This is a genomic window from Pseudoalteromonas sp. GutCa3 (genome assembly GCF_002836155.1).
Classification (GTDB): Bacteria; Pseudomonadota; Gammaproteobacteria; order Enterobacterales; family Alteromonadaceae; genus Pseudoalteromonas; species Pseudoalteromonas arctica.
The window spans coordinates 19,811-39,972 of record NZ_PJBK01000026.1; the positions used below are offsets into that span (position 1 = coordinate 19,811).

Consider the following 20,162-nt stretch of genomic DNA (forward strand, 5'->3'; position numbering starts at 1 on the left):
CACCGAAATTGTAACTACAAAGATAACCTAGCCGATGGAATTTCCATATTGTGGCTGCACTATTCACCGTAATGTAAGGATTAAGTTATGAACCGCTTCAAGTTAACTATCGCTTTAGTATCATTTTGTTGTTTATTTTTATTAGCTTGCGCTACAAAGGTAAGTGCAGCAACCAACATGGCCGTAGTAAGCAGTGTAGCCACTCAACCTAACTTACAACAAGCTATCACCAACACCCTACGAACTAATCCTAACCTAGCGTTAAGTGATATTCGTGTGCAGGTAAAAAATGGTGAAGTAGATTTATACGGTGAAGCACAAACTGGTTTTCAGCGCGCACTAGCTCAAAAGTTTTTAGAAAATATGGATGGCGTAAAAATCATTCGTAATAAAATTAGCGTTATTTAACATATTAGAATAAAACATAAATATGTTGGAAGTTTGTAATTTACGAGCTCATCGGTTGCAAAATGTCTCACCAACTCTAATATTCATTTATGCGCGTGCACTATTTGGCACGCGCTTATTTACGTCTTTTATTGTACGTCCCTGTAACATCCTACCGTAGTTATATCTGTATGATTAGCGTCATTAAATCAAAGATTTCTAAATTAATAGAGTAAGTTAAAGACTAAACTTTTGGGCCTCATCATTTAAACCGTTTGCCATCCTAGACAATTCGCTACTTGACTGTGCGATATCTCTAACTGCCTGCTCGGTCTCTGATATACCCATATTTATGACACCTATATTTCGTGATATTTCATCGATGGTGGTTGCCTGCTGCTCAGAGGCGGTTGCAATTTGAACAACCATATCAAAAATTTCATCTACTGCTTTGCCTACATTACTATTGATTAAGTTTGCTTTCTTAGCTATTTCCTGAACTTGAGTTGTTTGTCCTACATTGTCTGTCATTGCTTGAACAGCTGCGTTACTGGCACTCACAACAGCTTCAATTATCACTTCAACCTCCATTGTAGACTCTTGCGTAGACTTAGCTAAGCTTCGTACTTCATCAGCAACAACAGCAAAACCACGCCCTTGTTCACCAGCTCTAGCTGCTTCAATTGCTGCGTTCAAAGCAAGTAAATTAGTCTGATCAGCTATCTTTTTAATAACGCCTAATACATTCACTATTTTTTCTGAATTATGCTTCAACTCCGTCACTTCATGTGCTGATTTTTTTGTAGCTTCTCCAAGAGAAACAAGTGCGTTGTAAGTACTATCATTATTTTCAGAGCCTTCTCGAGCCATTCTTTGAATATTTTCACATAATAATGATGCACTAGCAGTTGTACTCGCTATCTCTTTTACTGTTTCAGTCATTTCGGTAGTGGCGGCTGCAACTTGTATAGTTTGTGCTTGCTGCTCGGTAACTGCTAAGCTAGTTTGCTCAGTAACTGAGGCAAGCTCTGTTGCTGTACTGCCTTGCTGAACTGCAACGTTAGATAATTCACCAATCATTTTTCTGAGATTTTCTAACATGGTATGCAATGCAACTTGTAGCATGCCTACCTCATCGTGTGAATTAACTTCGATATTACTGCTAAGATCTCCTGCCGCCACTTTTTTAGCAAAATTGGAAGCTACAATTATTGGAGTCGCTATTTTTCGAGAAAAGAAAACACCAATAAATACAACAACAATTGCAGCTACTATTATAGAAATCACACTAAAAAGCACAGTCTGATGGACTGGTGAAAATGCTTCTGATTCGTCAATTTCACTTAATATAATCCAGCTAAAATCTCCAATCTTTATACTATCGAAGGCAGAAAGTACGTTATTTCCATTATAATCTTTTATTATTTTAGTACCATGTTGAGCATTTAAAGCTAAATTTACAGCCTCTGTATCAGCACCATTATTTGTTACAGTTCCTGCAAAACTTGCTTTGAGTGAATGTCCTTCTGGGTCAAGATATGAATCAGAACGCATTAGCTTATCTTCTCCAACTAGGTAACTCTCACCAGTTTCTCCCATCCCTTCGCGAACACCCATTATTTGATTAGTCCCTTCACTTGAAAGCTGCAAAGCAACTATTGTATCGCTACCATCAACAGGTATAGCAATAAACGCAGCGGGTTCTCCATTACTTGGTGCATACGGTTTGTAATCAGCAATACTAAAACTTTTAGATTGTTTAACCTCTTTAATTAAATCTCCTAAATTTGAACTCGCATATTTCCCTTTTAATATGTTTGTTTGATAATCAGATTCTCTAGCTTGAGTGTAATAAATAAGCCCATTGTTATTAATTAAAAACACATCGTAATAGTCATACTTCTGTATATATTCTGTAAAAAAGCGATCATAGTTGTCTTCCTCAAGCTGCGGAACAATTAAAGCCAAAAGCTCAATATCTGCCCTTTTTTGATTAAAATAATTTTCGATCTGAGTTTTTTTTATTTGATTAATCGCCTCAAGCGACTGAGATATATTGTATTCGACGCGTGATTTTGATTGTAATGTAGAAATTGTAGTAATTATGAGGGCAGGTATTATCCCTACGAGTAGGAAAATTAATGTTAGCTTAGTTTTTAAACTCCAGTGACTCGTTTGAAAAGCTGAACTTTCTTTCTTGCTTGGCATTTGTATTTACTAAATAAAGAGCAGTTAAGTTAAATCTAGCCTACCAAAAGCTAAAAATGAATTTATTTATTCAAAAAAACCGAATTTACAGAGGGAAACAAACAAAATAGGAACATAAAACCACTAAAATGCATTTATTATCCAAACATCTCGTTGTTTATGTATTTATAATGGTTACAAGTTTATTTATTGCGCTCTTATGGGAAAATGATAATTTATACTTATATTAAGGGACTTAACTTTAAAATTAGAAATATCCTTTATTTTATAAAATGTCTAAAAAGCGCGTTTTACTCTGTAAAAACGCGCTGTTGGTAAGTAACTATTTCCCAATGCTTTTGCCTAGTGAGTTTTAACTAAATTACTCACTTTGGTCAGAGTCAGTACCGTCTTTATTTGATGATTGCTGGCTTATTTTATCGCTTATCATGGCATCGAGTTTTTCGCCGCCTTTAATACCAAAATCTAAAGTACGAATTGGGAATGGAATACTAATATCAGCTTCATCAAGTGCCTGCTTAACGGCAACAACACCTTTGTGGCGTACCGTCATAAAGTCAGGCTCGCCTGGGTATTTAATCCAAAACCATACCAGTAAGTTAATGCTGCTGTCACCAAAACCTTCGGCGTATACTGCGGTTTCGTCTTTACGTATTACGAAATCAAATTCATTTATTTTATCGACGATGACGTCTTTTGCTTTTTCTATGTCGTCGCCGTACGAAATACCTACGGGTACCTCTATGCGCCTAACACCTAAAGTGGTGTAGTTTTTTAGTACGTTTCTAAATAATACTTTGTTTGGTACCAGTATTAACTGCCCGTAAAAGCTCTCTATTAGCGTGTTACGTAGGTTTATAGAATGTATTGAACCAAACACATCATCGGTTTCTATTACGTCACCTGTTTTAAATGGCTTACGTACACCCATTGCTATACCAGCAATTAGGTTTTCGGTCATGTCTTGAAACGCAAAACCAATGGCTAAACCCACAATACCTGCACCAGCAAGTAGCGAAGTAACAGTACCTTTTAGCCCAACAAAATCAAGCGCTATAAATAAACCTATGCACAACACAATAACTTTAAAAATTGACGCCATTAAGTCGGCAATTTGTGTTGAGTCGAGTGAGCGGCGTAATACGTTTTTCATCAGCTTGCCAGCAAAGCGCGCCAATATTGAAAACACAATTGCGATCAGTATCGCAACTATAAAATTAGGGATATGGCTTATTACAACATCAAACCACCCTCCGAGCTTTTCTTCTATTAGTTTTTCGGCTTCGTCAATTGACGGAATGCTGATCATTTTATTTGCACCTATTTAATTAGTGTTCTCATTAATATTAGATGAGATTGCAAATATAACGCCAACATCAAAAAAGCCATGCAATGCATGGCTTTTAAATTTTTTATTTAAGCTTATAAACCTAATTTTGTTCGTCGCGCATAAATACCGGCTCAAGCTCTTTAACTGTTGCCTCTGGGCTAAAGTAATAACCTGCTACCGTAAACTCTTTAAGTTGGCTTAACTGCGTTACTTTATTTTCGATAATGTAGCGCGCCATCATGCCGCGTGCTTTTTTAGCGTAAAAGCTAATTACTTTGTATTGACCGTTTTTACAGTCTTTAAAGTGTGGGGTAATAATTTGTGCATTTAATGCTTTCTTATCTACCGCTTTAAAGTATTCGTTTGAAGCAAGGTTAACTAAATATTGTGCGTCTTGCGCTTTTAATACGTCGTTTAGTTTATTCGCTATTACGCTGCCCCAAAACTCGTATAAGTTTTTGCCACGTGAATTTTCGAGCTTGGTGCCCATTTCAAGACGGTAAGCTTGCATTAAATCAAGTGGTTTTAATAAGCCGTATAAACCCGAAAGGATACGTAAATGGTTTTGTGCGTAATCAAGCTCACTAGTTTTAAGTGTACTTGCATCTAAACCGCCATATACATCACCATTAAAGGCAAGAGCGGCTTGTTTAGCATTGCTTTGTGTAAACGGCTGCGCCCACTCACTAAAGCGTGCTGCGTTAAGCCCAGATAGCTTGTCGCTAATTTTCATTAAACTGCCAATTTGCGCTGGTGTTAGTTCACGGCATACTTTCATGAGCTCTTCGCTGTGCTCTAGTAATTCAGGCTGAGTGAACTTGTCTGTTGCGGGTGGCGTTTCGTAATCAAGATTTTTTGCAGGTGAAATAACAGTGATCATAGTTAGCTATTGACTTGTAATTTATTTAGTGTCAATTTCAACATTAAATGAAACGAAAAGCACGTTTTGTTTAAATAAATCCTCTCTTAATAACCCATGCATTGCCGTTTTTTTATTGATCAGGACATAAGACCTATCAAGCATTGTCACACTGTTGCAGTATGGATTAGATATATTAAGAGTGATTAGATTTTTCTTTTAACTTGCTTGGAATGAGGAAAGCAAATGACTTCAGCTCTACAAAGGCTAAAACAACATTCATCTATCGTAGCCGACACTGGTGATATTGAAGCTATTAAAAAGCATCAACCAGAAGATGCAACTACAAACCCGTCGCTTTTATTAAAAGCGAGCGAGATTGAAGCATATAAGCCTTACCTAGATAAAGCTTGGAGCTACGCAAAAGAAACCGAGCAAGAGCCTGCTAAACAACTTGAACTAGCATGTGATTACTTTGCCGTATTACTAGGTAAAGAAATTAGCGCTATTGTACCTGGTTATATTTCTACTGAAGTAGATGCACGCCTTTCGTTTAATACGCAAGCTACGATTGATAAAGCACATACCCTACTTAGCCTTTACGAAAAAGAAGGTGTAAGCAAAGACAAAATTTTAATTAAAGTAGCGTCTACATGGGAAGGTATTAAAGCCGCTGAGCAGCTAGAAAAAGAAGGGACTAAATGTAACCTTACTTTATTATTTAGCGATGCCCAAGCCCGTGCTTGTGCCGATGCAAACGTATTTCTAATTTCGCCATTTGTTGGCCGTATTTTAGATTGGCACGTTGCTAACGGTATGGAAAAACCAACCGATCCGCTACAAGATCCAGGTGTTCAGTCTGTACGCAGCATTTTTGAATTTTACAAACGTCATGACTACAAAACAGTTGTGATGGGTGCAAGTTTCCGTAACACAGGCGAAATTATTGCACTTACAGGTTGCGACAAGCTAACTATTAGCCCTAATCTTTTAGAAGATTTAGGTAACCTTGAAGGCGCACAAGAATATTTGCTTGAAAGCGATGTTCCACAAGAGCCAAAACCAGAGCCATTAACAGAAGCACAGTTCCGTTGGTTACATAACCAAGATGCTATGGCTACTGAAAAACTAGCTGAAGGTATTCGCTCTTTTGCTGATGCACAAGAACAACTAGAGGCGCGCTTTAAAGCAATGTAATTTGCTATAATCGTGTTTTAAAAACGTCGCAATAGCGGCGTTTTTTTATGCCTAAAATACGCTACCTCTCTATATAATCTTCATATCGACTTCATATAATCTTCGCATAATCTTCGCATAATCTTCGTATAAACCTTCATCAATTAATCACACTTATGTAACATAACTGTCACTTTTTTATTCTATTTTAACTAGGCCTGTGGTATAGGTATTCTTGAGGTCAATAAAATCAATAGGAGAAGTTCATGGATAGCCTAAACGATATATTAGAGATATTAGAAGGACCAGATACAACAAGGAAAACCTCTCAGAAAAATAAAAAAAGAAAATGGCGTGAAATAGAAGCAATAAAAGACAAACAGCGCCTACGTAAAGAACTACAAGAACTAGACTACTTTACAGACAGTATTGCGATTGAAGAGCTCGACTTTTAATTCAATACGCCCCAACTAAACAAAAAGGCTTCCGATATATGGAAGCCTTTTTTAATGCGCTGAAAATAGCTGCATGAGATAAATTTATATTCAGAGCCCAGGTTATTTACACCTGCCAGTTAATCGGTTTTTCACCTTGGGCTTGTAATAGCTCATTCGTTTTTGAAAAATGCTGACAGCCAAAAAAGCCTCTATGCGCCGAAAGCGGTGATGGGTGCGGCCCTTTTAAAACATGATGGCGAGCGCTATCTATGCCTTTACCTTTTTTTTGTGCATGTGCACCCCATAAAATAAATACCACACCTTCGCAGTGTTTATTAATATGCGCTATTACATTATCGGTAAATTGCTCCCATCCTAAATGCTTATGAGAATGCGCTTGCCCTTGCTCAACGGTCAATACTGTATTGAGTAAAAACACGCCCTGATCTGCCCAGCTTTGCAGGTACCCGTGTTCAGGAACAGCAAAACCGCTGATATCGGTAGCTAACTCTTTGTACATATTTTTAAGCGACGGCGGCAGCTTTTTTACATCAGGCAATACCGAAAAACACAAGCCATGCGCTTGCCCTTCTCCGTGGTATGGGTCTTGTCCTAAAATTACAACGCGGATGTCATTTAGTGCTGTGGCATCAAAAGCACTAAATACTTGAGGTTCAGGCGGATAAACAGCAACACCTTCATTGCGGCGATTAGCCACATACTCTAACGTTTGCTGCATGTAAGGTTGCTGTAATTCACTTTCTAAAAATGTAGCCCAATCGCTCATTGTGTACTCTTAATCTGTTTACGTGATGCGTCTATTTTATCACACATATCCGCGAGTCCATCTAGCATGCGCGGAGTAAAACGATGTAATAAATCGGCATTTACGCTAATAAATTGATCGTTTTTAACTGCAGGCACTTCTGGCCACTTTTGCCAATTAACAACCGGCTGTGGCGTTTTTGATTTTTCATCAGGGATAATAATAACTTGTGGCTTAGTAACAATGACATTTTCGATACTAATTTGTGGGTAATCTGTAACGCTCTGTGCAAATACATTACTTACATGGCATGTTTCAATCAGTTGGCTTATCCATGTATTTTTACTTACTGTCATCATGGGCTCAGCCCATAACTGATAAAACCCGGTAATATTTTTTTTATCTTGCTGGCTTTTAACAATACCATTTAGCTTATGTTTAAATGCGCTTGCCGCTTGCTGGCTTTGCTTAATGTTCCCTGTAAATTCACCAAAAGTAAGTAACTCGTCGGCTACACCAGCGATTGTGGTGGGATCACTCAAATATACTTTTATGCCAAGGCGCTCTATTTGGGCTAAATCTTCGCTTTGATTTCCGCTTTTCCACGCAATTACTAAGTCGGGTTTAAGCGCCAATACTTTTTCAAGCGAGATGCCGTAATAACCCCCTATGCGCTCAATACTTTGGGCTTCACTTGGGTAGTCGGCGTAATCAACCGTGCCCACAATATTATCGCCCGCTCCTATGGCAAATAGGTTTTCGACTATATGTGGTGCAAGCGCGATTATTCGCAGTTTTTTAGAATCATTAACCTGCTCTGTAAATGCACTGCCCGATACACTAAAAAGCAGCAGCCCAATAAAAAGCGCTTTAAACATTAGTAATCAAACCCTTCAAGCGCTTTTATACCTGAGTCGAATGCATGTTTTACATTACGCACTTCGCTTACTGTGTCGGCAAGGTCTGTTAAAGTACGGTGCGCTGCACGTCCTGTAATAATAACTGACTGCATTGGTGGGCGGTTATTAAGCGCCGTTACTACTTCATCTAAATCAACGTAGCCGTAGGTCACCATATACGTAAGCTCATCAAGTAATACTAAACCAATACTGCTATCAGCAAGCATGCGTTTTGACTCTTGCCATGTTGCTTGGGCGGCTGCAGTATCGGCTTCTTTATTTTGCGTATCCCAGGTAAAACCGGTGTTCATTACAACAAACTCAACACCTGCACCTTGTAATAAATTACGCTCGCCACATTCCCACGTACCTTTAATATATTGGCAGACGGCTGCTTTTTTACCATGCCCTACGCAACGTGCTACAACGCCAAAGCCCGAAGTTGATTTACCTTTACCGTTACCGGTGATTACCTGAAAAATACCTTTTACATCTTGTGCTGCAGCAACGCGCGCATCCACTTGTTCTTTTACTTTTTGCTGACGTTGCTTGTGCTTATCGTTGTTTTGTTCAGTCATTATTGTGCCCTTCATAAATCGAGATAATTTGCTGTATGTTTAAATGCGTTTCGCACATAGTTGCTAATCGTTCTAACTGCTGCTCGCGGTGAGCGGCAATACTAATTGGGTTAATTGAGGCGCTTGGTTTTACCCATTTTAAAATTTGCGATGTAGCATCGGCTTCATCAAACAAACCATGTAAATAGGTGCCCGCAATGGCGTTATCATCGCTAATAAAGCCATCAAACGTAAAACCATGTGGGTGGTTTTCATCAAAGGTTAAAAATGGCTTATCAAGCGCTGCACCTTGGCTAATCCCTGCATGTATTTCGTAACCACTACAGGGTGTTGATTGGTTATTTAAAAGCAGTGTAGCGGTTATTTTAGTTAATACTTTTTGTGCTGTCAGCGTGGTTTCAAAGTCGCATAGAGCAAGCCCATTCACTTGCTTTAATGACGACTCAATACCATCGGGATCGTTGATTGTATTGCCCAGCATTTGCATGCCGCCACAAATGCCAAGTACTTTGCCACCATAGCGTAAGTGGCGCTTAATTTGAGTGTCCCAGCCTTCATTTTTCAAAAAATTTAAATCGCCCAGCACATTTTTACTGCCTGGGAGAATTATCAGATCAACGTCTGGGATCGTTTGGGTATGGCGCACATAATTTATATTAATGTTTGGGTGCAAACGCAGTGCATCAAAATCGGTGTGGTTACTAATGTGGGGAACAAGTAGCACTGCAATATTAATTGTGGCGTTGGTTACGTTATTATCAATTGCAACAGCGTCTTCAGCATCAAGCGCGAGGTCGTGCAAATAAGGTAATACGCCAAGCACGGGTTTGTTTGTGTATTCTTCAAGCCAATCTAGCCCGCCTTGCAGCAAACCTACATCGCCTCTAAAGCGGTTTATAACAAAGCCTTTTACACGCGCCTGTTCTGACTCGCTTAACAACGCAAGCGTACCTACCAAATGTGCAAACACACCACCTTTATCAATATCGGCAATAATAATGACAGGACAATCTACCTCTTCGGCGTAACCCATATTGGCAATATCGTTTTCACGCAGGTTTATTTCAGCAGGGCTACCTGCCCCTTCAACAAGGAGTAAATCAAAGCATTTAGCTAAGCGGTTATGTGAGGTTATTACTGCATCCATCGCCACTTTTTTATAGTCGTGATATTTACCCGCTTCCATATTACTAATGGCTTTTCCGTGAATAATCACTTGTGCGCCCGTATCGCTATTAGGTTTAAGTAAAATAGGATTAAAGTCTATTTCGGGCTCTACTTTAGCTGCTATTGCTTGCAAAGCTTGCGCACGACCAATTTCGCCACCATCTTTTGTTACTGCGCTATTAAGTGCCATATTTTGTGGTTTAAAAGGCGCAACCTTTACCCCTCGCTTAGCAAATACCCTGCAAAGGGCTGCAACTAGGGTACTTTTACCTGCGTCGGAAGTAGTGCCTTGCACCATTAAGGTTTTCATGGAATTACACCCTTCGCTTTCTAAAAAACAATAAACTCAAAAAGAACACGCTACCAATAGCAGCGGTTATAACACCTACGGGCAATTCTTGGTTTTTTAGCAATGAGCGCGAAAGTACATCAACCCACACCATAAATGTACCGCCCACTAAGCTGGTTACTAGCAATCCCGCGATGGTGCCTTGGGAGATAAAAAAGCGCACAATGTGCGGTACCATTAATCCTACAAACCCAATACCACCACACATAGCCACCAGCACAGCGGTAATTAATGAGCTCAAAACCAGCATTAGTATTCTAAAGCGCTGGACCCTAACACCTAATGTAATTGCGCTTTCATCGCCAAGTAACATGGCATTGAGCTGCCTTCTATAGCTCAGCATTACAAACGTACACAATGTAATTACCAACAAAGGCAACCAAAGCGTAGCCCACTGCGCACGAGCAAAGCTGCCCAGTGTCCAAAATAAAATAGCGGCTACCGCCTGAGGGTCGCTCCAATAAAGCAACAAGCTGGTAAATGCACTAAATAAAAATGACAGAGCAACACCAGCTAATAACATTGATTCTACCTGTGCACTTTGCTGCCTACCTGCAATGAGTATTAATAAACTCATAGCAAGCAAGCTACCTAATAACGCTGCTGCAGATAGCATAAAGCCTGCGCTAATACCTGCTAGCGCCATAAGTAACACCACGCCAAATGAGGCACCCGACGATATACCAAATAAGTAAGGATCGGCTAAAGGGTTACGCGTTACCGTTTGTAAAATAAGCCCCGCAATTGCTAAACCAGAGCCAGCTAAAAAGGCGAGTAATGTGCGTGGCATTCTTAGCTCGTAAATAATACGCGTATTAAAAGACGCATCATTTGAGAGTAAAAAACTATTAAGTACGTCTTGAAGTGAGGTTTCTGCTGCACCAAAACTAAGTGCTGCAAATAAGCTAAATAAAGCAGCTGCAGCACTTATAAATAGCGCAAGTGAGTGGCGAGTATTAACTGCGCTCATATTATTTGTAACCATAAAAGTAAGTGATATGAGGGATGCTATTTCCCGACTTCGATATTTGCGGGTGATTATTTACTTGGGCGCAGACACCAAAAACCTCGCCTAGCATGCTTTCGGTTAATACCTCACTTGGCGTGCCTGTATGTGTAATTTCACCGTTTTTAATAACCACTAGTTCATCGCACATTGCAGAGGCTAAGTTTAAATCATGAAACGATGCAAATACCGTTACACCCAACGATTTAGCAAGCTCCATAACCTGTATTTGGTATTTAACATCTAAATGGCTAGTTGGCTCATCCATTATTAACAGTTGAGGTTGCTGGACTATGGCGCGGGCTATCAAGGCACGTTGCTTTTCACCGCCTGAGAGCGACTCAAAGCTTTGATCACTATGATCTGCCAACCCTACGGTGTTGATAGCTTGGATGATTTTTTGTTTATCAATGTTAGTTATTGAGCTAAATAGCGATTTATGAGGCGTTAGGCCAAGCGCAATAACATCAAATACGCTTAAGTTAAATTGCGAAGGTGTTTCTTGAAGTACCACAGCGACTTGCTTTGCATAATCTTCACTTTTAAGTTGCCAAATATCGTGGTTATTAAAAGTAACCTGCCCTGATATTGGCCGGTTAAAACGATATAAACAACGCAGCAAACTCGACTTACCCGCCCCATTTGGGCCTATTAAACCCACAAATTTACCTGGCGATATTTGCAAATTAATATTATTTAAAATGCTTTTATTGGCAATCCCCCACGAAACATTTTTAACGTTAAGTAAAGGCGTGTTTAGCGCTGATTTAGTGTGCAACAGTGAGTCCTTGGTAGGCGTGTACTCACTAACAATACAGCTAACAATAACTAGTGCATTAATAAAAATGAGTAAACCCGCTCGTTAAAAAATTATACCAATCTATTTAGATATAGAACCTATTAAGCGATAAATTTAATTCGTTAAATTGTTCAAATATTTATGCTGATTGGTATTGCTCATTTGTATCTGACTTAAAGCTTTGCGCTAATTACAGTTGCGGGAACAGTCGAGGACTCGCACCTCATTCCAAATGAAGCTCTATTATGGGCGGCTAAGTAAATAATTTAAAGCAAAAAAAACCGCACTCAAAAGAGCGCGGTTAAAAAGGGAGTGTTTTAACTAATCGTTAAAACTTGTATTCCATACCTAAGCCTACGTAGTCTTGGTCAACGTTGTTGTCCATATCGAAGCTTGAATAAAAACCAAATACTTTAATATTTTTATTTAATTTGTGATCAAGACCAACTGAAATTGCTGACTTATCGTCGCTGTCGTCAAAGTCCATATCTTGGTATTGCACTTTAAATGTGTTGTTACCCATGCTGTAAGCAGCATTTAGCAAGTAACCATCCGCTTCTGCGCTGCCATCTACTGCTTCTTGTGTTTGGTACATTGCGCCCAATTTAAAGTTTTCAACTTTACCTTGGATTGATGCACGCACTACGTCGTAGCCATTTACTTCACTATCGGCTGCAATAGAGGCGTATACCGCGCTCTTTTTAAGTGCCACGTCACCGTATGTCACCGCCATTGAGTAACCGTTATCAGCGTCTACATCATCTTCAGCTACAAAAGTAGCAAGTACTTTAAAGCCTTCGTATGAGTTTGATGAATAACTAACTGTATTTCCTAAGCGGTTTTCACCTTTAAATACATTTTTAATGTCGCCTTCAAGATCGTTAAATAAATCTAACTTACCTTGAGATTGCTTAAGCGCAGTATCGTTACGACCAATTACAACCTGACCAAACGCACCTTTTAAACCAACATATTGGTTACGCGCAGAAATATTGTCGTCGTTATCGCCTTTTGAATCAGCATCAGACACATCAACTTGAAACTCAAACTTATATACCGCTTCTAAACTATCATTTATTTTTTCAGAACCTTTAACACCAAGACGAGATGCATTACTTTTTATCTCGGTAAAAGACCCTTCGCCATCATCAGATGATTGCACTGTTACATTCGCTTTACCGTAAATGTCTACGTCGGCAAGTGCATTAAAAGATAAACCACTTAATAGTGCTAAGCATAAGCTCGATTTTACAAATTTCATGTTATTTCCTTGGATAATCACAAAAGACTAATTTTCAAAACTGCTGCATTTTGTCATTCATAAATGACAGTAATATTACAACGGAAATATTAATGTCTTTTTTTGTTAATAAAAATGCATTAAATGTGAAATCAAAATAACATGAAAGCCTAGTAAGTGGTCGTACTTACTTATCTTGCTTTAATGACAAGCTTGGCGTCATTTTCGAAAGTAAATTAACTAAGGTTTCTATTAGCTCTTTTTGCTCGTTGTCTCTGTGATACGCTATAAATACGTCTCTTGAGGTGTTTTCTACCCCTTTAACATGAAACAACTCACCTTTTTCTAAATGCCCTTCAACCAATACTTGAGGTATAAATGCACTACCACCACATTGCAGTATTAAATCAAGTGCAATACGTCCCGTGCTGGTTCTAAAGTAAGGTGGCGTTTTTCCTGTAAACTGACGCGCATGCCAAAGAGAAAAAGTAGTTCCCCAATCAACATACACATATTGATTATCAAAAAAGTTTTCGTTCGTTGCGGTGTCGTATCCGCTTACTGGAATGATTGGCAACTCACAAATTCGCTCTACCACTAATTCATCTACTTTTGGCGGATCAAATAATATTGCCAAATCGAGAGTACGCTCTAATAAAAGTCGAGTGCTCTCTTGTTGTGCTTTAACTTCTGCAACCAACGACACGCCCGGCATCGCCGATACAATATTTGTTATACCAAACTGTAAAAAAGCATCCCAAATATTAGGCGTTCCTGCTAAGCTAATTTGCTTATGCATATTGTCGGCAAGTGCAACATCGACTTTGGCGCGCTGCATGCCCGTAATAATCATTTGTGCGTGCGGTAATAAGCGCTCGCCAGGTGCTGTAAGTTGAATATTATTACGCTGGCGAATAAACAAATTAACACCAAGCCCTTGCTCTAATTGGCGAATTCTAAAGCTCACTGCAGACTGCGTAATATAAAGGTTTTCGGCCGCTTTACCAAAGTGACGCGTACGCACTACTTCAACAAATGTTTTTAATAAATCGATATCCAATTTTTTATCCTCACGATAAAAATAATTTGTTTAATAAATTGCCAAACTTGCATCATACTCCAGCTAATTAATAGGGTATGAGGATAAAGCTATGAGCAATAACATTTCATTACTACGCCAAGCATTTGTTAGCCAACGTCAATTTTATGATGATCAGAATTTTCCACGTGGTTTTAGCCGCAGCGGAAACTTCACCTTATTAGAAGCCAGTATATTAGAACAACACGGTGTTGTATTAAGAGGCTTATACAGTAAAACAATTGAGCCGCAAAACGAACATCAAGAACAGTTTGTAGCAGTAGTAACTGGCTCACAAGAACCTACTAATCCAATCGAACGTGCTTGGGTAAAATACTTAAAGCTAACGACCTGTAAAACTAAGTTTCATACTTTATTTGGCCGCTCAAAAATGTCAGGACCGGCACCGATTAGCCAAGAGTATTATTCAGAAGCGGATAATCTGTAAGTACTTAAGTTATTTGCTTTTTTGCGTTTTAACAGTTACAACTTGTATAAGCAAATATTTTTGCAAAATATAAACAGGGTTGTTCCGTGACGCGAAAAATACTAATAGTTGAAGATACACCTGCAATGGCGCGAGTGCAAAAGCACATCGCGCTTAAAGCAGGCTATGAAGTTGATATAGCAGAGTCATTAGCACAAACAAAAGAGCTTATAAGTAAAAATAGCTACTTTTGCGCTGTAGTTGACTTTATATTACCTGATGCCCCATCAGGTGAAGCAGTACCCTGCACTGTTAATGCTGATATTCCAACGATTGTAATGACGGGCAATATTGATAAAAAAACTCGCGACACCGTAGAAAAATACCCAATCATCGATTACATCATTAAAGAAAACAAACAAGCTTACCAATACCTAGAAAAACAATTACACCGCTTACCTCGCAATGAAAATGTAAAAGTACTCGTTGTTGATGATTCTAAATCGACTCGCCGATACATTTGCAGCTTGTTAGTTCGTCACAAATATCAAATTATTGAAGCACAAGACGGACAAGAAGCATTAAAAATGCTCGAAAATTCACCCGACATTTCAGTCATCATTACTGATAACGAAATGCCAAACATGAATGGTGATGAGTTATGTAGCGAAATTCGCCGCTTATATAGCAACGACGAAAAAGCCATTATTGGTATTTCGGGCTCTGACTCTTTAGGGCTTTCTAGTTTATTTTTAAAAAATGGCGCAAACGATTATTTACATAAACCTTTTAATAGTGAAGAGTTTTACTGCAGGCTTAGCCAAAACGTCGATATGCTAGAGCAAATAGCCACAATTAAACGCCAAGCCAACACCGATTACCTAACTAATCTACCTAATCGTCGTTACTTTTTTGAAGAAACAAGCAAATCACTTAAAAATATTAAAAATAAGCAAGGTTCAGGAGCGCTAGCCATGCTTGATATTGACCATTTTAAAATAATTAATGACACTCACGGGCATGATGTAGGCGACGAAGTATTAAAAGGGCTCTCCATTTGCTTTAGTAAATATTTTAAAAAGTATTTAGTGGCCCGCTTAGGTGGTGAAGAGTTTGCCGTTTACTTTGCAAATGCGGATAAACAAGAAGCACTAAAAAGACTTGAAGGTTTTAGGTACTTTATAGAGGCGAACAGCCAAGAGTTTAGTAAAGAAAAAATCAAATTTACTATATCTATTGGTTTTGCAGATGGGCCTGTTTATCAAATTGATGAATTATTAAAACAGGCCGATTTAAAGCTTTACGACGCTAAAGAATCTGGTCGTAATAAAGTAGTTAGCTAACAGCTCTATTAGGTTAATTATACTTCTGCGGCTGTAATAGCCGCTTTTTTACGTTTGCGTGATTGATGGTAAGAGTCCCAACTAAAAATAGCTAGCGCACTCCAAATACATGCAAACGTTACTAATCTCTCAGCGTCAAACACTTCACCGTAAAACACCACTGCCAATATAAACATTAGGCTTGGCCCAATATACTGAAAAAAGCCTAATGTAGTGTATTGCAAACGCTTAGCGGCGCCGGTAAAACACAGCAATGGTAATGTAGTTACAATACCTGCACTAATCAGTAATGCATTAGTATGCCAATCGTTAGCTGGCAGGCTTGATGTTGCTGTAGGCACCATTAACCACCAATAAATGAGTGCAACAGGCAGTAATATAAGTGCTTCGAGTAAAATGCCAGGCAAGGCTTCAACGGGTAGTTTTTTACGTAACAAACCATAAAGCGCAAACGATATAGCTAATGAAAATGCCACTACCGGAAACGAGCCAAAACTAATTAGCTGCAGCACAACACCGGTAAAGGCCAGTGCCACTGCTACACCTTGAAACTTACGCAGGCGTTCACCTAAAAAGAGCATACCCAGTAATACATTTAAAAGAGGGTTTATGTAATAGCCCAAACTCGCATCAAGCATATGGTTATTATTTATAGCCCATATAAATAAACCCCAGTTAAACCCTAGTAATGTTGAGGTAATAACAAGCATAAGCAAAAGCTTAGGCTGAACAATAATGCGTTTAACTTTATCCCAATACTTTAAAACACTTACTACTAGTACTAAAAATACAACCGACCAAACAACCCGATGCATTAAAATTTCAAAGGCAGAAACATGCTGAATTAACTTAAAATATATTGGCGCAAGGCCCCACATAAAAAAAGCAAGACAAGCAAAAATAGCACCTTTACGCTGCTCAGTATCAATCGACATAATAAACACTTAGTGATTTAAAAGGCCGCTAGTTTACTTCCCATACACGTTTTATCCAACTAAATACGTGCCTGTCCCAAAAGCAATTTGAACTGATTGCTCATTATGTAATTCCATTCTGCATACACATACTTTATTACCTGAGCGAATAAGTGTGGCACTCGCTGTAAAGCTCTCTCCTTTACCAGGGCGCAAATAATCAGTGCGCAAGTCGATAGTCCCAAGCGTGGCTAATTTTGTTTGCACACTTGTGATATCTAAATCGGTGAGCTTATCAATCACGCTTGCTGCAGCGAGCATACCGCCTACATTATCAAGTACGGCTGAAATAACACCACCGTGCAGTATTTTTTGCGCAGGGTTACCAATGAGTACATCCTGCCACGGAAACGTAATTTTGGCCTGTTCAGGGCTCAACGACTCAACCGATATTTGTAAAAACTGGTTAAACGGCATGCCATTTACAAATAATGCGCCCACTTGTTCAATTAACATTTCCTTATTCATTATTATTCTCTATGTTTAAACTGGTACGATGAGTAAAGCATAACTTAAGCAAAACTACGAGGTTCTAGTTAAATCATTTACTTAGCAACCTAACTTTAAGAAAGCAGATCTATCTTAATAAGCGGTTTCAACACTACCAGAGTTTAATTTACTTACAATAGAGTTGAGGTTAATACCAATTAGCTTAATTAAGTGATCTATCTGGAGGTAAGAAAATAGTGTCTATAACAAGGCAAAAAACTCGTTATTTAGTTGTTCTATATCAGAAATTTTTAACGCAGCTAGCGTCAGATTTGATCCCTCAAATTGATTAAGTAGTATTGCGGATTGGTATAAGTAACTCAGCTAAAGACATCCCACTAAAAAACCACTAAAATACCCGCCAATGAATACATCAACACCACCTTCTAGCACCCTTGTGCGTAAACCTGAAACTGTCCTCAAACAAGTGTTTGGCTACAGTGAATTTCGCGACGGCCAAAAAACAGTTATTGATGCTGCTATTAACGGCCAAGACTCGCTTGTATTGCTCCCTACTGGCGGCGGAAAATCGGTTTGCTATCAAATACCCGCTTTAGTGCTTGAAGGCGTCACTATTGTTATATCTCCGCTTATTTCGCTAATGCAAGATCAGGTAACGCAACTGCAAGCTCTTGGGGTAAAAGCCGCTTACGTAAATAACAGCTTAGCGCGAGAAGAGCAGCAATTGGTGTATCAACAGCTTCATCAGGGGCAAATTAAGCTTTTATATGTGGCACCTGAAAAAGTATTACAACGCGAATTTTTAGAGCGTTTATCGCATTTAAATGTAAGCTTATTTGCCATTGACGAAGCGCATTGTGTGTCGCATTGGGGTCACGATTTTAGGCCTCATTACTTTCGCTTAAACGAATTAAAGCAACGTTTTGCACATGTACCCATGATGGCGCTCACTGCAACTGCCGATAAAGCCACCCGTTTTGATATAGTTGAGCAACTAAAACTACAACAGCCTTATATTCATACTGGCAGCTTTGATCGCCCCAATATTCGCTACACCATAGAAGAAAAATTTAAACCTATGGTGCAACTGCTTCGCTACTTAAAAGAGCAAAAAAGCCAAAGCGGTATTATTTATTGCACCAGCCGTAAACGCGTAGACGACATTGCTGAAAAAATTGCAGATGCAGGGCTAAACGCTGCCGCTTACCATGCAGGTATGAGTAACGAGCAACGACAATTTGTACAAACTGGTTTTGCCCGTGACGATATACAAATAGTGGTCGCAACCGTTGCCTTTGGTATGGGGATTAATAAACCCAATGTACGCTTTGTATTGCATTACGATATTCCAAAAAGTATCGAGTCGTACTATCAAGAAACGGGGCGTGCTGGGCGAGATGGACTTGCCGCAGAAGCCATAATGTATTTTGACCCAGCTGATATTGGCCGTGTAAGACGCTTTTTTGAAGACATAGACGACGAGCAACGCCGCCGTGTAGAAGAACAACGCTTTAACGCAATGGCAAGCTTTGCAGAAGCACAAACGTGTCGCCGCCAAATATTGCTTAACTATTTTAGTGAGTATCAGCGCGAACCTTGTGGTAACTGCGATATTTGTCTAAATCCACCTAAAAGCTTTGATGGTACATTGGTTGCCCAACAAGCGCTTTCTTGTGTGTATAGAGCTGACCAGCGCTTTGGTCTTGGGTACATTGTTGAATTACTACGTGGTGCAAATACTAGCCGCATACGCGATAACAATCATCATGAGCTAAGCACTTACGGCATAGGTAAAGATAAAAGCAGTGAATTTTGGCTTAGTATTTTACGCCAACTTATTCATCAAGGCTTACTTAGCCAAGATATAACGCAAGGTGCGTCACTTAGGTTAACCGAAGCCGCGCGTGCAATTTTAAAAGGTGAGTACGCACTGCAATTAGCCGAGCCACGCCTGCAAGCCAAACACGTTTATCAAGATAAATTAGCACAATTTAATTACGACAAAAAACTGTTTGCTCGCCTGCGCGCACTACGTAAAGAACTTGCTGATGCCGATGATGTACCACCTTATGTGGTATTTAATGATAAAACGCTAGCCGAAATGGCGCAGCTTATGCCAACAAACGACAGTGAATTTTTAAAAGTGTCGGGTGTGGGTTTTACTAAGTTAAATAAGTACGGCGGCGAATTTTTAACTGCAATTCGCAATTACCTAGCTACAAATTAAGTATGTTATGACCCAAATAGAATATGACCACGCCCATAAATACATTTTAATTACGCCAGTCGAGCCTCCACACGATGAAGACTTTGAACTGTGGAGCACACTCTTTTTACACTCAGACGATGTAACACTCAATGAGTATTCTGCAGGCGCCGATCGCCATCAAGTCCGCTTTACCTATAATCAGCAGACCTTTAATTTAAACTATGAGCATTACAGCCAAAGTATTTGGATTAATGCCGAAGGCCATGAAGCTGAGCACTTATTAGCAGCTTTAGCATTTTATTTAAGTTAGCTTTTAATACCCCGCCCACAGGCGGTTCTAAACCAGGTTGGTTATTAACATAAGTGAATATGAGTAACAATTAATTAGTTTCAAAATCCATACCTTTTACTTACATTATAATAACAATGATGTAAGCTGATATTACGATAGTCATTTGCTACGTAGCAGTAAAGAGGTTT

At 39.2% G+C, this 20,162-nt stretch carries 20 protein-coding genes and 1 riboswitch; of the genes, 7 read left to right on the forward strand and 13 right to left on the reverse strand.

From position 1 onward, the window contains the following. Positions 1–87 precede the first annotated feature (87 nt). Complete coding sequence (locus CXF64_RS05265; RefSeq protein ID WP_010553266.1) at positions 88–408, forward strand: BON domain-containing protein; 321 nt, start codon at positions 88–90, stop codon at positions 406–408. 216 nt (positions 409–624) lie between these two features. Here CXF64_RS05265 and CXF64_RS05270 read toward each other — a convergent pair whose 3' ends face one another. The 3 genes from CXF64_RS05270 to yaaA form a co-directional block, all read right to left on the reverse strand. Continuing rightward, complete coding sequence (locus tag CXF64_RS05270; RefSeq protein WP_101216516.1) at positions 625–2,595, reverse strand: methyl-accepting chemotaxis protein; 1,971 nt, start codon at positions 2,593–2,595, stop codon at positions 625–627. A gap of 361 nt (positions 2,596–2,956) precedes the next feature. Then, positions 2,957–3,904, reverse strand: a complete 948-nt coding sequence (locus CXF64_RS05275; protein ID WP_101216517.1) for a mechanosensitive ion channel family protein — start codon at positions 3,902–3,904, stop codon at positions 2,957–2,959. Between the two features lie 121 nt (positions 3,905–4,025). Continuing rightward, positions 4,026–4,805, reverse strand: a complete 780-nt coding sequence (yaaA, locus tag CXF64_RS05280) for a peroxide stress protein YaaA (RefSeq protein ID WP_101216518.1) — start codon at positions 4,803–4,805, stop codon at positions 4,026–4,028. 225 nt (positions 4,806–5,030) lie between these two features. Between yaaA and tal the strand changes: the two genes are divergently transcribed. Both tal and CXF64_RS05290 read left to right on the forward strand, forming a co-directional pair. Further along, positions 5,031–5,981, forward strand: a complete 951-nt coding sequence (gene tal, locus CXF64_RS05285; RefSeq protein WP_007376481.1) for a transaldolase — start codon at positions 5,031–5,033, stop codon at positions 5,979–5,981. A gap of 245 nt (positions 5,982–6,226) precedes the next feature. Beyond that, positions 6,227–6,415: a DUF3545 family protein gene (locus tag CXF64_RS05290; protein ID WP_007583746.1), complete on the forward strand. Its 189-nt coding sequence runs from the start codon at positions 6,227–6,229 to the stop codon at positions 6,413–6,415. A gap of 106 nt (positions 6,416–6,521) precedes the next feature. On the opposite strand, the gene ung is transcribed toward CXF64_RS05290, so the two are convergent. The 8 genes from ung to CXF64_RS05330 form a co-directional block, all read right to left on the reverse strand. Continuing rightward, positions 6,522–7,184, reverse strand: a complete 663-nt coding sequence (ung, locus tag CXF64_RS05295) for a uracil-DNA glycosylase (protein WP_101216519.1) — start codon at positions 7,182–7,184, stop codon at positions 6,522–6,524. Continuing rightward, complete coding sequence (locus tag CXF64_RS05300) at positions 7,181–8,041, reverse strand: cobalamin-binding protein (protein ID WP_101216520.1); 861 nt, start codon at positions 8,039–8,041, stop codon at positions 7,181–7,183. The genes ung and CXF64_RS05300 overlap by 4 nt, the downstream gene beginning before the upstream one ends. Then, positions 8,041–8,640, reverse strand: a complete 600-nt coding sequence (gene cobO, locus CXF64_RS05305; RefSeq protein WP_101216521.1) for a cob(I)yrinic acid a,c-diamide adenosyltransferase — start codon at positions 8,638–8,640, stop codon at positions 8,041–8,043. Before cobO ends, CXF64_RS05300 begins: the two co-directional genes overlap by 1 nt. Next, a complete protein-coding gene (locus CXF64_RS05310) occupies positions 8,633–10,117 on the reverse strand; it encodes a cobyric acid synthase (RefSeq protein WP_101216522.1) in 1,485 nt (494 codons plus the stop codon). Before CXF64_RS05310 ends, cobO begins: the two co-directional genes overlap by 8 nt. 4 nt (positions 10,118–10,121) lie before the next feature. Next, entirely contained in the window at positions 10,122–11,126 is a 1,005-nt protein-coding gene (locus CXF64_RS05315) for a FecCD family ABC transporter permease (RefSeq protein WP_024590707.1), read from the reverse strand. A 1-nt stretch (position 11,127) separates the two neighbouring features. Next, on the reverse strand, positions 11,128–11,940 hold the full coding sequence (locus CXF64_RS05320; protein WP_101216523.1) for an ABC transporter ATP-binding protein: 813 nt from the start codon (positions 11,938–11,940) through the stop codon (positions 11,128–11,130). Between the two features lie 163 nt (positions 11,941–12,103). After that, positions 12,104–12,255: riboswitch (cobalamin riboswitch) on the reverse strand. A 34-nt stretch (positions 12,256–12,289) separates the two neighbouring features. Further along, positions 12,290–13,222: a porin gene (locus tag CXF64_RS05325; protein ID WP_024590705.1), complete on the reverse strand. Its 933-nt coding sequence runs from the start codon at positions 13,220–13,222 to the stop codon at positions 12,290–12,292. Positions 13,223–13,388: 166 nt separating this feature from the next. Beyond that, the gene (locus CXF64_RS05330) at positions 13,389–14,261 is read right to left on the reverse strand and encodes a LysR family transcriptional regulator (RefSeq protein ID WP_101216524.1); all 873 of its coding nucleotides are present in this window, start codon (positions 14,259–14,261) and stop codon (positions 13,389–13,391) included. 91 nt (positions 14,262–14,352) lie between these two features. Between CXF64_RS05330 and CXF64_RS05335 the strand changes: the two genes are divergently transcribed. After that, on the forward strand, positions 14,353–14,727 hold the full coding sequence (locus CXF64_RS05335) for a DUF413 domain-containing protein (RefSeq protein WP_007583734.1): 375 nt from the start codon (positions 14,353–14,355) through the stop codon (positions 14,725–14,727). A gap of 86 nt (positions 14,728–14,813) precedes the next feature. Beyond that, complete coding sequence (locus CXF64_RS05340; RefSeq protein ID WP_101216525.1) at positions 14,814–16,049, forward strand: GGDEF domain-containing response regulator; 1,236 nt, start codon at positions 14,814–14,816, stop codon at positions 16,047–16,049. Between the two features lie 17 nt (positions 16,050–16,066). Here the strand turns inward: CXF64_RS05340 and rarD are convergent, their stop codons facing one another. Next, positions 16,067–16,984: an EamA family transporter RarD gene (gene rarD, locus CXF64_RS05345; protein WP_101216526.1), complete on the reverse strand. Its 918-nt coding sequence runs from the start codon at positions 16,982–16,984 to the stop codon at positions 16,067–16,069. 51 nt (positions 16,985–17,035) lie between these two features. Further along, on the reverse strand, positions 17,036–17,491 hold the full coding sequence (locus tag CXF64_RS05350; protein ID WP_024596241.1) for a thioesterase family protein: 456 nt from the start codon (positions 17,489–17,491) through the stop codon (positions 17,036–17,038). Positions 17,492–17,876: 385 nt separating this feature from the next. Between CXF64_RS05350 and recQ the strand changes: the two genes are divergently transcribed. Both recQ and CXF64_RS05360 read left to right on the forward strand, forming a co-directional pair. After that, entirely contained in the window at positions 17,877–19,700 is a 1,824-nt protein-coding gene (recQ, locus tag CXF64_RS05355) for a DNA helicase RecQ (protein WP_101216527.1), read from the forward strand. 7 nt (positions 19,701–19,707) lie between these two features. Then, positions 19,708–19,992, forward strand: coding sequence for a DUF3630 family protein (locus CXF64_RS05360; RefSeq protein ID WP_007583724.1), 285 nt, complete (start codon positions 19,708–19,710; stop codon positions 19,990–19,992). Positions 19,993–20,162: the final 170 nt, after the last annotated feature.